The sequence below is a fragment of the Dietzia sp. NPDC055343 genome (assembly GCF_053645265.1).
This window is the reverse complement of sequence record NZ_JBSHMJ010000063.1, coordinates 1-11,546: the sequence shown is the minus strand read 5'-3', so window position 1 is coordinate 11,546 and position 11,546 is coordinate 1. Positions and strand designations below refer to the sequence as shown.

Below are 11,546 nucleotides of genomic sequence, written 5' to 3'. Positions count from 1 at the left end.
ATCACCAGTAGTAGGACGACGACGACAACAACCACGATCCACACGTACGCACCCGTTCTGCCGGGCTGAGGAGTCGGGCTCTGCTCCATCGTCTCGGATTCGGATACGCGCTCGGTGCCGGTGTGATCCGGGGTCTGCGGTTCGCCGGGCGCGCCGGCGGGGCCGGGCTTCCCGGTCTCCGGGCTCTCGTGCGGACCGGAGTCTGACGGGCGGGCGTTACTCATATCGCACCTCTCGATCGACTGGGTGCACACGCTAGGGGCCCATCGGCACACCTTCCACCGGAGGATCGAGCACGACCGCGCCCGGGCCGACGCCGTCGTGGATACCGATGAGCAGTTCCGCGACCGACCATGCGGTGATCGCGGAGGTGCGGCCGCCGGAGTCGGGGTCGAGGCAGTTCTCGAAACTCATCTCGTAGCTGCCCATCGGGGACTCCCACTCCACGACGTGGCGGGTGCGGGTGACCCGGGGGTCCGCCAGCACGATCACCTCGACGCGGTCGAGTCCGAGCGTCGCCAACGCGAGAGCAACGGACGCGTTGGACGTGCGCGGGTACTCCAGGGCCGCCTCGCGAGCGCTTCCGCGGAACACCTCGCGGTGCTCGGTCAGCCCGCCCTCCACGCCCAGCGCCGCAGGGCTCTTGATGGTGTAGTGGCGCAGGCGGGCGTCGGCGGTACCGGCCCGGGCCGCGGCCGCCAGTACATCCAGCCCGCCGACGGCGCCGGCGGGCACGAGCACCCTGCCTGCGCGAGCTGCGCCAGGCGCGGCCGAAGCACCGATCAGGTGGCGGGGATTCTCGTGTCGGGCGAAGACCCCGCACGAGCACACGATGATGTCCTTGCCGGTAGCCGTGACCCGCGGGATGTACTCCTCCGCGGCGGCGACCGTGGTGGCCTCCACCACCACGTCGGCCGCGGCGATGGCCCGGTCGAACTCAGCGTCCGTGCTGTCCGACCGCAGCACGCTGACCAGCTGCGCGTCGGGGACCCGCCCCTTCTCGATCGCCTCGACCACGGCTCCGCCGATCGCGCCGGAACCGATCACGGCCACGCGCAGCGGCCGATCTGAAGCGACGGGGGAAGGCGGCGGAGGGGTCATACCCGGCAACCGTACCCAGTCCCAGGTCGCCCGGCCCGGAAAGCCGTCGGCGGCTGCCCGGGTGTGGCAGGGAGGGCCGAGAAGGTGGACCTAGCCGGAGCGTGAGTCGAGCTCCGCCTGCATTCGGCGCATTCCCCGGAGCCAACGTTCCGGCTGGGTGGCGCGCGTGGCGAAGAACGTCGCGACCTCCGGGTGGGGGAGGATGTAGAACTCCTCGCCGTGCAAGGCGGTGATCACGTCCTCGGCCACCTGTTCCGGGGCGAGCACGTCGTCGCCGAACACCACCTCACCCACCGAGCCCCCGGGGAGCAACGGTGTCCGCACGCCCTGCGGGCACAGGCACTGCACGGTCAGCCCGCGGTCACCGTAGGTCGCCGACAGCCATTCGGCATAGGCGACGGCCGCGTGCTTGGAAACCGAATACGGCGCGCTGCCCAGCATGGTGAGCAGGCCCGCGGCCGAGGCGGTCACCACCAGCCGTCCCGCGCCCCGTTCGAGCCAGTCCGGCAGCAGCTGGTCGGCGGCGTGGACGTGCGCCATCACGTTGACGGCGAACGAGCGCTCCCACGCGGCCGGGCTTGCGTCGGCTCCCGTCTCGATGCCGGCGTTGGCGAAGTACGCGTCGATCGACCCCAGGTGCCCGAGTGCCCCTGACACCAGGGCGGCCACGCCGTCGGCGGAGGCGGCGTCACCGGGCAGCGCGAGAGCGCCGATATCCTGCCCGGTGGCCTCGCAGGCGGCCGCGTCGAGGTCGTTGACCACCACGCGCGCCCCGGCCGCGGCCAGCCGACGGGCAAGGGCCCGACCGATGCCACTGCCAGCGCCGGTGACGACCACACCCGCCCCCTCCAACCACACGGGATCCGTCATCCGAAGTGAACCGGCAGGGGGATGGTTCATGACTGACTCCTGTGGTGGGAAGGCGAACTGTGGTCGTCGCCTGTGTCGGGGCCCGGCACTGTGAGGCCGTCTCGCTCGGCTAGGTGCGGCGCAGCTCGCGACGGAGCAACTTGCCTGTCGCGGTCTTGGGGATGTCGTCCATGATCTCGACCTCCCGCGGGTACTTGTACGCTGCCATCCTGGCCTTGCAGTGTTCGATCAGTTCCTCCGGTGTGGCCGTGGCGCCAGGGCGAACGCTGACGAACGCCTTCACCGTCTCGCCGCGATACTCGTCGGGAACACCCACCACCGCGGCCTCCCGGACGGCCGGATGCTCGTAGAGCACGTCCTCGACCTCACGCGGCCAGACCTTGTAGCCCGAGGCATTGATCTGGTCCTTCTTTCGGTCGACGATGTAGAACCAGCCGTCGGCGTCCATGTACCCGACGTCGCCTGTCTTGAGTACGCCGCCCGGAAGCCCGTCGGCCGTCGCCTCGGGCTTGTTCCAGTACCCCGCGACCACCTGCGGCCCGGCTGTCACGAGCTCCCCGACCTCACCGGGCGGGACATCCTGACCGGACTCGTCGACGATGCGGACGACAGTGTTGTAGACCGGGACACCGACGGAGGTGGCCCCGGTGGCCTCGTCGACCGGGGCGCGGACCCCGAACGGCACACCGTGCGACGGCGAGGTGGTCTCCGTAAGTCCGTAGATGTTGTGGATGTAGTGACCGAACCTGTCCTCGAACGCCCGGATGGTGCTCGGAGGTATGGGCGCGCCGCCGGAGTAGATCTTCGTGAGCGTGGCCAGCGACTCCGGGCGTACGTCCGGGGCATTCATCAGCGCGATGAACACGGTGATCGAACCGACCGTGAACGTGGCCTTGTGCTCTTCGATGGTCCGGAGGGTCTCCGTGGGATCCATCCGGCCCATGAGCACGAGCGGGGCGCCGGTGAGCAGCGCTACCGCGATGTGTCCGACCAGGCCGGTGATGTGGAACAGCGGGGCCACACCCAACACCACGTCGGACGAGTCGAGACCGATCCAGTCCCGATAGGTCTGGGCGTTGAACACGACGTTCCGGTGGGTCGTCATGGCGCCCTTGGGCGGGCCGGTCGTCCCCGAGGTGTAGGTGAGGAACGCGATCGAGTCGGCGTTCAGCTCGGGGGCGGGCGGGGACTGACCCCGGTACTTCTGCAGCATCGTGGCCATGTCCACGGTGTCAGGGCAGTCGATCCTGGTCGCACTGGCCAGTGGCCCCCGGTTCGCGGACTGGTACTCCAGCTCGGACGTCGTGATGACCGTCCGGACGTCGGTCGCGTCCACGACCAGCGCTGCCACATCCCGGTAGAGATCCTGCATCGACACCAGCACCGTCGCCCCCGAGTCCCGGAGGATCTCGGTGAGTTCGCGCGCCCGGTACATCGGGTTGGCCGAGACGGCGATGCCTCCGGCCTTCCATGTCCCCAACTGGGCGATCACGAACTGCGGGATGTTCTGGGCGTAGATCACCACGCGCTCCCCGGCGTTGAAGCCGGCGTCGAGAATGCCCGCGGCAAAGGCGTCCGACAGTTCGTCGAGCTCCCGGGCGGAGATGGCGTTGTCGTAATACTCGATGAGCGGTCCGTCGCCCACGCGCTGTGCTGTGGCCGCGAACATCTCCAGGGCGGTCTCGAACTCGGTCTCGATCGAATGACGTGACGGGTCCGGGTATCGGTCCAGCCAGATCTTGTCGTCGTAAGCGCTGGTCACCGCAGCACCACCGGGTTCACCGGCGCGCCCGTGCCCTCGACGATGTTGAGCGGGGCGGCGGTGTACAGGAAGTCCCACCGGCCGTCCGCGGCGCAGGCCTCGGCGAGGGCATCCATGTCACAGATCTCGGTGAGCACGATGCCCAGGTTGCGCATGAGTGCGCAGTGGAGGGGGAGCATCACGCCGGACACCGGATCCTTGGTGACCTCGTTGGCGATCGTGTCGGTCACGAGGTTGGGGATCTCCATCTCGTTGAACCAGTCCACGAGCTCGGGCGAGTAGGTGAGGCCGGGCTCCACGAAGTTCGCGTAGAACTCCTCGCCCGTCACCGAGTAGAAGTACGTCATGAAACCAGTGCGGATGAGGAGGATGTCGCGCTTCTCGATGGTCACGCCCTGGGCTTCGGCGGCCTCCAGGAGATCGGTGTGGCTGAACGTCTCGCCCTTGTCGAGCCACTTCTTGCCGCGGTGGCGGGCCATGTCGATGAGCACTCCACGGCCAGCGACGCCACGCTCGGCGATCGGCTGGACCGAGGCCTTCTTGTTGCCGCCGACAGTGGTCCGCGCGTCGTAGCCGTTCCAGATCTGACCGTCGTACCAGACGTGGCCCAGCGCGTCGTACTGCGTCGAACCCTGAAGGAAGATCTCCGCCTTGTCGTCGGAGTAGTGCAGGCCGCCTGCGAAATCAGGTGCGCCCTCCTTGCCCTCGTCCCACGAGGACTCGTCGAGGACGTTGACGCGCCTGGTGCCCTCCCGGCCCGGGAACACCGGGTCGCCATGAGGATGGCCCATCGGGATCTGCAGCGTGAACACCTGACCGGACTTCACATACTGCACTCCGCGCAGCACCTCGTCGGAGCCGAGGTAGTTGAGAGCGCCGACCTCGTCGTCGTCACCCCACTTGCCCCAGTTCTTCGGTGAATCCTTCAGGAGCTCGCCCATGCCCGGGGCATCGTGATCGTGGCTCATATCGACTGGTCCTCTCGCGTGGATGAAATGCTACTGAACGGTCCGAGCGCTCACTCGGTCAGTTCATTGTGATGAGCGTCTCACCGCAAGGACGGCGCGTCAAGTGTTTTCGGGGAACCGGATCACACGGGATGGGCGGCGCGGGCGGGTGTTCGAGGCCAGGGGTGGCGCGGCGGAAGCGGGGTTCAGTTCGACTGAACTACCAGGTCAGTGGCGGTACTGCATCATGGATAGGGCGAGACGGGCGTAATCGCGCGCCAGCTCCGCCGGGTCGCTGGCCTGATCGGCGCCCGTCCAGGAGGGCGGGGCGAGGCACATCGTGAGAATTGCGTCGACTGCGAGTTCAGGTTCAGTATTGCTGAAACTCCCGGACTCGACGGCCTGGAGGGCAGCCGCCTGGAGGGTGGCGCGGATATCACCGTTATCCGGGTCCGAGCCGCCGGCCAACGGGACGCCCGCCCGGTACGACTCGGTCACCATCACGAATGCCAGTGCGCGGCGCTCTTCCCGGAACAGCACCAGCGCCTCCACCATGTTCGAGAACCCCCCGGCTGCGTCCGCGCCATCTGCGGCGGCCGCGTTCAAACGCCACCCGAGGTCGGCGTGCGCCCGGGAGATCAACTCGATCAGTAGGTGTTTCTTGCTCGGATAGTGGTGATAGATGCCGGCGACGCTGATGTCGGCGCCGGTGGCGATCAGCCGCATCGTGGCCCCGTGGTAGCCGGTCTCGCGAAAGACCTCGACCGCGGACGCGAGCACGGAATCCAGACTGATGTCGTCGAACGATCGCCAGCCCGAGCCTTCCGCCGGCGGTCGTGACGTGGCCGTGTTCACGGCGGCTCGTCGAGGCCGGACCAGCCGGGCCGCGGGCACACCGAGAGCGCCGGAGATGTGGTTCAGTCGATCGACGGTCACGCCGACCTTCCCGTTCTCGATCGCGCTCATCGTGCCGGTGCTGACGTTGATCGCGGTGGCCAGACGGCGCAGGGTGAGTCCGGCATCGAGGCGGGCGGCGCGGATGGCGCTTCCGGTGTCGGCGCGCGTGGCCTGTTCGGGCATGCTGAACACATTACGAGAGTGTGGCCGTCCGCAGAGGCGCTGTCCGTGACCGGCTGTCCGGGAATCGGCCGGGAGGGTGGCGGAGTGGGCCACACTGCAGGAATGAACGCCGAGGACGAGAACTGCCGCAGGGCGCCGGTCGCGCAGGTCGGCGCGACGCATGAGTCCGTGCTGGCGGCCTTTCAGACCGCGGTGGCCGCGGGGCCGAAGCTGCCCGCGATCCACTATTTCGACACCACTATGTCGTGGCAGGACGTGGACACGGCGTCGGATGCCGTCGCCGCGCTCCTCGCCGCGCGTGGGTTCAGCGCCGGCGACCGGCTCGCCCTGTGCGTGCAGAACAATCCAGCATTCGTCATCGGCCTTCTCGCGACATGGAAAGCGCGGGGGACAGTCGCCCTGGTCAGTCCCATGAGCAAGAGGTCGGAGTTCGCGCTCGCCGTGGAGGACCTAGACCCGACTGCGCTCCTGTGTCTGGATGACGTCTACGAGGAGGTGGCGCGACATGTCCTCGGCACGCGATCCGCGCGGGTGCCGATCGTGCTCACCGTGTCGCCCCTGGACTTCCAGGCACGCGATGACCTGCGCATGTTCGACGGATGCCGGCGACGCGATCCCGCCGACACGATCGATCTGGCCAGGGTGGTCCAGGCGCGAGCGGCGAGCGTGGCGGAGGCGTCCCGCGCGGGCACGGTGTCGTCGTCGGCGGCGTCCGGGGCCGGACCGGTGCCGGAGCCGTCGACGCGCGAGTCCGACAGCAGCGCCGACCGGCAGCTCGGCGCAGTGCGGATCGCCCCGAACGACGTGGCAGTGATCGCGCCGACGTCCGGGACCACCGGAGCCCCGAAGGGCGCGATGCTCACCCACCGCAATCTGCTGGTCAGCGCGCAGGTCTACCGCGACTGGTCGGGGCTCGTCGCGGGGGAGCCGGTCCTGGCGATGTCGCCGCTCTTTCACGTGACCGGGCTCGTCGGGGCGGCCATCCTGGCGATGGTCACCCGCTCGCCGATCGTGCTCACGCACCGGTTCGGTCCGACGGTGATCGCGGATGCGATAGAGGAACGGCGTCCGGCGTTCGGGATCGCTGCGATCACCGCCTACAAGGCGCTCGCGGCGGAGCCGACCGTCACCGCCGGGCGATTGGCGCCACTGCGGATCAGATTCTCGGGCGGGCTGCCGATCGACCCGGACGTCGTGGACGAGCTCGACGAGCGGCTCGGCGGTTACATCCACAACGCGTACGGCCAGACCGAGACCGCGTCGCCGACGCACCTCGTTCCCTACGGGCAGCGCGCGCCGGCCGACCCCGACACGGGAGTGCTCTCGGTGGGGATCCCGGTCCCGGGGACGGCCGTGGCGGTGGTGGACGAGGCGGGGCTGCCGGTGCCCCCGGGGGCGTTCGGCGAGATCATGACGTCCGGGCCCCAGGTGATGGCCGGATATTGGCGACGACCTGACGCCACCGCGGACGCCCTCGGCAGGGGAATGTTCGCGACAGGGGACATCGGGTTCGTCGACGATGACGGGTGGCTCTTCGTCGTGGACCGCTCCAGCGACGTGATCAACGCCGCCGGCTACAAGATCTGGCCCTACGAAGTTGAACAGGTGCTCTCGGCGCATCCCGCTGTGGAGGAAGTCGCCGTGGTGGATATCGCCGATGAGTACCGCGGGCAGTCCGCGCGGGCCTATGTCGCGTTGCGCGACGGGGAGGTGGCCACCGCTGCGGAGTTGATCGAGTACTGCCGGGCCCGGATGGCGGCCTACAAGTATCCGCGCGAGGTGGAGATCGTGGATGCGTTGCCGCGGACCGCCACGGGGAAGATCCTGCGCCGCAGGCTGCGCGAGAACTGAACGCGCCTGAGCTTCCGGCTCGGTGGGCTGATCGCGGCCGGCCCCCGGGCGTCGCAGTGCGCCGAGATTTCGAGAAACTGTTGCGTTCGTCACGTAGCTCATGTAATCCTGATCACAACTTGACGCAGCGTCAAGTTTTCTCGACAGGCCGTCCAGATCCCTAAGGCGTGGACGGCACCACAGGAAAGGGACGCGAGAATGGCCTTCACCCTCCCCGAGTCGAACATCCCCCTCGACATCGATTTCGACCCCGAGTACCTCCGTCAGCGCTTCGCGGAGGACAAGCAGGCCCGGCTCCGGAAAGACCAGTTGGCCCAGTTCCAGGGCCTGTCCGACGTGCTCGAGGTGGACGACCGCGACCCGTTCAGTGAGCCGATCACCCGCGAGCCGGTCACCGAGGAGCTCGACGTGCTGGTCCTGGGCGGAGGTTTCGGCGGCCTGACCGCCGGGGCCTACCTCATGCAGAACGGGATCACGAACTTCCGGATGGTCGAGTACGGCGGCGACTATGGCGGCACCTGGTATTGGAACCGCTACCCGGGCGTGCAGTGCGACATCGAGTCACACATCTACATGCCGCTGCTCGAGGAGACCGGCTACGTCCCCAGCCAGCGCTACGCCGACGGCTCCGAGATCTTCGAACACGCCCAGCGCATCGGGCGGCACTACGATCTCTACAGCCGTACCTACTTCCAGACTTGCGCGACCCATGCCGCGTGGGATGAGGCCCAGCAGCGGTGGGAGGTCACCACCGACCGCGGTGACCGCTTCCGTACCAAGTTCTTCATGCGCTGCAACGGCGCGCTCACCAAGCCCCAGCTGCCCAAGGTGCCCGGCATCGGCGACTTCCAGGGGAAGATCTTTCACACCAGCCGATGGGACTACGCCTACACCGGCGGCACCCAGGCAGGGAACCTGGAGAACCTTCGGGACAAGCGCGTCGCCGTGGTGGGGACCGGGGCCACCGGCGTCCAGGTGGTGCCGTATCTCGCGCAGGACGCCGAGGAACTCGTCGTGGTGCAGCGGACCCCGAGCGTCGTGCAGCCGCGTAACAACCGCAAGACCGATCCGGAGTGGAAGGCCTCGCTCGGGCCGGGCTGGCAGTACGAGCGGCACGACAACTTCAACGGCATCATCTCCGGCCACGAGGTCGAGGGGAATCACGTCGACGACGGCTGGACTCACCTGTTCCCGGCGCTCGGCGGGCAGCACCTGGTCGACACCCCTGTCGGTGACCTTCCGGCGGCCGACCAGGCGACGATCGCCGAGGTCGCCGACATGCAACTACTCATGGGCGCGCACGCGCGCGTCGACGAGATCGTGACCGACCCCGCCACCGCAGAGGGGCTCAAGCCGTGGTTCGGCTACATGTGTAAGCGACCGTGCTTCAACGACGAGTACCTGGACACGTTCAACCGTCCCAACGTGACCCTCGCGGCGTCACCGAGTGGCATCGACGGGATCACCGCCACCGGGATCGTCGTGGCGGGAGAGCACCACGAGGTGGACTGCATCGTCTTTGCCACCGGGTTCGAGACCGGGTCCGGCCCGGCGGGGATCTACGGATACGACGTGATCGGCCGCGACGGGAACTCCCTGCAGGAGTACTTCTCCGACGGCGCCAAGACCTTCCACGGGTTCTTCACCCACGGTTTCCCGAACTTCGTCGAGCTCGGGATGACCCAGACGGCCTACTACGTCAACTTCGTCTACATGCTCGACCGCAAGGCGCGCCACTCCGCCCGGCTCATCAAGCACATGTTGGACAACGGTCTCGGCACCTTCGAGCCGACGCTCGAGGCCGAGACCGGGTGGGTGCGCAAGGTCCGGGAGTCCAACGAGCCCCGAATGGCCTACTGGGGCGCGTGCACGCCCGGCTACTACAACGGTCAGGGCGATGTGTCCAAGGCGGTGTTCATGGATGTCTACAACTCCTCGGAGATCGACTTCTGGAACATGATCGAGGACTGGTGGGAAGCCGGGCAGTTCGATGAACTGACCCTGGAGCCGTCGCGGTCCGCGCTGCCGGTCGGCTGAGGTCCGGGCGGTCGCACGGCGTGGCGCCCCGAGGGCCGGCCGACGGGGCCCGGGAGGCGCGGGGCACGCGGGTGGTCACTATCTGATCTGATGATCGGGCAGTGGCCCCGCGCGTCCCGCGCGGGCACCGGCGACAAGAGGATGTGCACCATGGAACCCCGTACCTCCCCGGCAGCCGCGGCCGCAGCCGTCGAGCCCCCGGTGCGCGACGACGGTGGCACCCGGCGGCGACGGATGTCCCGCGGTGAGGTCCAGCGGCAGGCCATACTCGATGCCCTCGAGGGCCTTCTCGGTCAGATGCCGGTCATGGAGATCTCCGTCAAGGACATCACCGACGCCGCAGGGATCAAGAGACCCAACTTCTACTTCTACTTCGAGTCCAAGGACGAGGTCCTGTCGGAGCTCGTGTCCTCGGTGTGGAACGAGTGGGACGCGGCGATCGGCAGCTACCACCGGAAGGCCGGCGAGTCACACGCGGACTACTTCGACAGGCTCTTCGTGGTGTCCCACTCCGTGTGGGTGCGCCGGGCGCGGGTGATCCTCTCCGGACTACAGGCCACCGGATACGACCTCACTCTCCGGGCCCGGTGGGACGCGCTGGATGCCGAGCTCAACCGGCAGCTCGCCGAGCAGATGGACCGGGACGCGGCCGCAGGGCTGATCACGCCACTGTCCACGGACCACCTCCGTCTGATCACCTCGGTGACCGACATGATCACCGCGGTGTTCTACAAGGACCGTCAGCGCGCACCGTCGCCGGGGGAATCCGAGCGGACCCTCGACAGCCTGCGGGTGATCTGGGTGGCGGCGTGGGGTCCGGTCGACGGCGCCTGAACCGATGCGGTTGAAGCCGCCCGGATGCTGCGTAGCGTGAAGCCATGACTGATCCCGACGCCGAACGGAACCATGACTCCGAAACACTGGGCGCCCCCGTGCCGGAGGGCCGGAACCCCGGGGACACGTCTCTACAGCGCGACCCGGACGACTGGGTCACCGGCGACGAGCCCATGACGCAGGCCCAGAAGAGCTACCTCGACACCCTCGCTCGTGAGGCGGGGGAGGAGCTACCCGCGACCCTCAGCAAAGCCGAGGCGTCCGAGCACATCGACCGCCTGCAGAAGGGCAACCCGCACCGAGGCTGACAGGGGTCGCCGACGTGGTGGGTGCTGGCCTCCGCTCAGATGGTCCGGCTCGTTTCACTCCGAGCTCGGGTAGCCACAAGGGTGATCCGTCCCGTAACCGGCCACCAGAAGGGCGGCGGCAGCACCGGGGGCGCTGCTGAAGGATGCTCGCACTGTGTCATAAGATGAGAATTATCTTACCGCGCATCCGTAAGTGGTCCTCTACTAGGGATTTAATCGATGATCAAACGCTCATTCGTGGTGGCCGGTCTGGCTGCCGCAGCACTGATGTCCGTGGCTCCGGCAGCCTCCGCCGCCGAGGTGTACATCGGCCCCTGGGCGGTGCAGGTTCCGGACGTCGCCCCGGTCGTGGTGCCGATCCCGATGGGGTCCGAGGCCGGTGCTCTCCCGCCACTGCCGTTCCCGCTCGTGTGGGACCTCCCGTTCATCCCGGCGCCTGCTCCGGCCCCCGCGCCCGTCGCCGCACCCGCGCCGGCGCCTGTCGCCGCTCCCGCCCCTCGGCAGGCCCCAGCGGCCACGTACGTCGCCAATTGCACAGAGGCCCGCAGGCTCGGCATTGCTCCGATCTACCGCGGCCAGGACGCCTACCGCCCGGCACTCGACCGGGACAACGACGGCGTGGCCTGCGAGTAAGGACGTCAGTGGGCACCGTGTCGGAGGGCCTGTCGCTGCGGCGGTGGGCCCTCCGACGTCTGACTGCGTCGTCATCTACCCCCGCCCCGCGGAGCGGGGGTAGTTACTTTTATCTTGATCAAT

Annotated in this window: 11 protein-coding genes; 5 read left to right on the top strand and 6 right to left on the bottom strand. The window is 68.2% G+C overall.

The window, feature by feature from the left end:
- The 6 genes from ACWIE7_RS17765 to ACWIE7_RS17740 form a co-directional block, all read right to left on the bottom strand.
- On the bottom strand, positions 1-224 hold a 224-nt coding region (locus tag ACWIE7_RS17765), incomplete at its 3' end, for a hypothetical protein (protein WP_454070135.1).
- A 31-nt stretch (positions 225-255) separates the two neighbouring features.
- Complete coding sequence (locus ACWIE7_RS17760) at positions 256-1,101, bottom strand: aspartate dehydrogenase domain-containing protein (RefSeq protein WP_344994127.1); 846 nt, start codon at positions 1,099-1,101, stop codon at positions 256-258.
- A 90-nt stretch (positions 1,102-1,191) separates the two neighbouring features.
- Complete coding sequence (locus tag ACWIE7_RS17755) at positions 1,192-2,001, bottom strand: SDR family NAD(P)-dependent oxidoreductase (protein WP_454070134.1); 810 nt, start codon at positions 1,999-2,001, stop codon at positions 1,192-1,194.
- Positions 2,002-2,080: 79 nt separating this feature from the next.
- Complete coding sequence (locus ACWIE7_RS17750) at positions 2,081-3,733, bottom strand: class I adenylate-forming enzyme family protein (protein ID WP_454070133.1); 1,653 nt, start codon at positions 3,731-3,733, stop codon at positions 2,081-2,083.
- The gene (locus tag ACWIE7_RS17745) at positions 3,730-4,701 is read right to left on the bottom strand and encodes a cyclase family protein (protein WP_454070132.1); all 972 of its coding nucleotides are present in this window, start codon (positions 4,699-4,701) and stop codon (positions 3,730-3,732) included. Before ACWIE7_RS17745 ends, ACWIE7_RS17750 begins: the two co-directional genes overlap by 4 nt.
- Positions 4,702-4,908: 207 nt before the next feature.
- Positions 4,909-5,760 (bottom strand): TetR family transcriptional regulator, encoded by an 852-nt coding sequence (locus ACWIE7_RS17740; RefSeq protein ID WP_454070131.1) that lies wholly within the window; start codon positions 5,758-5,760, stop codon positions 4,909-4,911.
- Between the two features lie 102 nt (positions 5,761-5,862).
- Between ACWIE7_RS17740 and ACWIE7_RS17735 the strand changes: the two genes are divergently transcribed.
- From ACWIE7_RS17735 to ACWIE7_RS17715, 5 genes are all read left to right on the top strand, one after another.
- Complete coding sequence (locus ACWIE7_RS17735; protein WP_344988655.1) at positions 5,863-7,611, top strand: class I adenylate-forming enzyme family protein; 1,749 nt, start codon at positions 5,863-5,865, stop codon at positions 7,609-7,611.
- 198 nt (positions 7,612-7,809) lie between these two features.
- Complete coding sequence (locus ACWIE7_RS17730; protein WP_454070130.1) at positions 7,810-9,648, top strand: flavin-containing monooxygenase; 1,839 nt, start codon at positions 7,810-7,812, stop codon at positions 9,646-9,648.
- A 150-nt stretch (positions 9,649-9,798) separates the two neighbouring features.
- Positions 9,799-10,482, top strand: a complete 684-nt coding sequence (locus tag ACWIE7_RS17725; RefSeq protein WP_454057692.1) for a TetR/AcrR family transcriptional regulator — start codon at positions 9,799-9,801, stop codon at positions 10,480-10,482.
- Between the two features lie 44 nt (positions 10,483-10,526).
- Positions 10,527-10,790 carry a DUF3072 domain-containing protein gene (locus tag ACWIE7_RS17720; protein WP_454057691.1) on the top strand — a complete coding sequence of 88 codons (264 nt, stop codon included), beginning with the start codon at positions 10,527-10,529 and terminating at the stop codon, positions 10,788-10,790.
- A gap of 219 nt (positions 10,791-11,009) precedes the next feature.
- Complete coding sequence (locus ACWIE7_RS17715; protein ID WP_452098468.1) at positions 11,010-11,423, top strand: excalibur calcium-binding domain-containing protein; 414 nt, start codon at positions 11,010-11,012, stop codon at positions 11,421-11,423.
- Positions 11,424-11,546 lie beyond the last annotated feature (123 nt).

Bases quoted from the DNA above. Each gene is read 5' to 3' on its own strand.
- ACWIE7_RS17715 (WP_452098468.1), top strand. From the start codon at position 11,010: ATGATCAAACGCTCATTCGTGGTGGCCGGTCTGGCTGCCGCAGCACTG.
- ACWIE7_RS17730 (WP_454070130.1), top strand. From the start codon at position 7,810: ATGGCCTTCACCCTCCCCGAGTCGAACATCCCCCTCGACATCGATTTC.
- ACWIE7_RS17725 (WP_454057692.1), top strand. From the start codon at position 9,799: ATGGAACCCCGTACCTCCCCGGCAGCCGCGGCCGCAGCCGTCGAGCCC.
- ACWIE7_RS17735 (WP_344988655.1), top strand. From the start codon at position 5,863: ATGAACGCCGAGGACGAGAACTGCCGCAGGGCGCCGGTCGCGCAGGTC.
- ACWIE7_RS17760 (WP_344994127.1), bottom strand. From the start codon at position 1,101: ATGACCCCTCCGCCGCCTTCCCCCGTCGCTTCAGATCGGCCGCTGCGC.
- ACWIE7_RS17720 (WP_454057691.1), top strand. From the start codon at position 10,527: ATGACTGATCCCGACGCCGAACGGAACCATGACTCCGAAACACTGGGC.
- ACWIE7_RS17755 (WP_454070134.1), bottom strand. From the start codon at position 2,001: ATGAACCATCCCCCTGCCGGTTCACTTCGGATGACGGATCCCGTGTGG.
- ACWIE7_RS17745 (WP_454070132.1), bottom strand. From the start codon at position 4,701: ATGAGCCACGATCACGATGCCCCGGGCATGGGCGAGCTCCTGAAGGAT.
- ACWIE7_RS17740 (WP_454070131.1), bottom strand. From the start codon at position 5,760: ATGCCCGAACAGGCCACGCGCGCCGACACCGGAAGCGCCATCCGCGCC.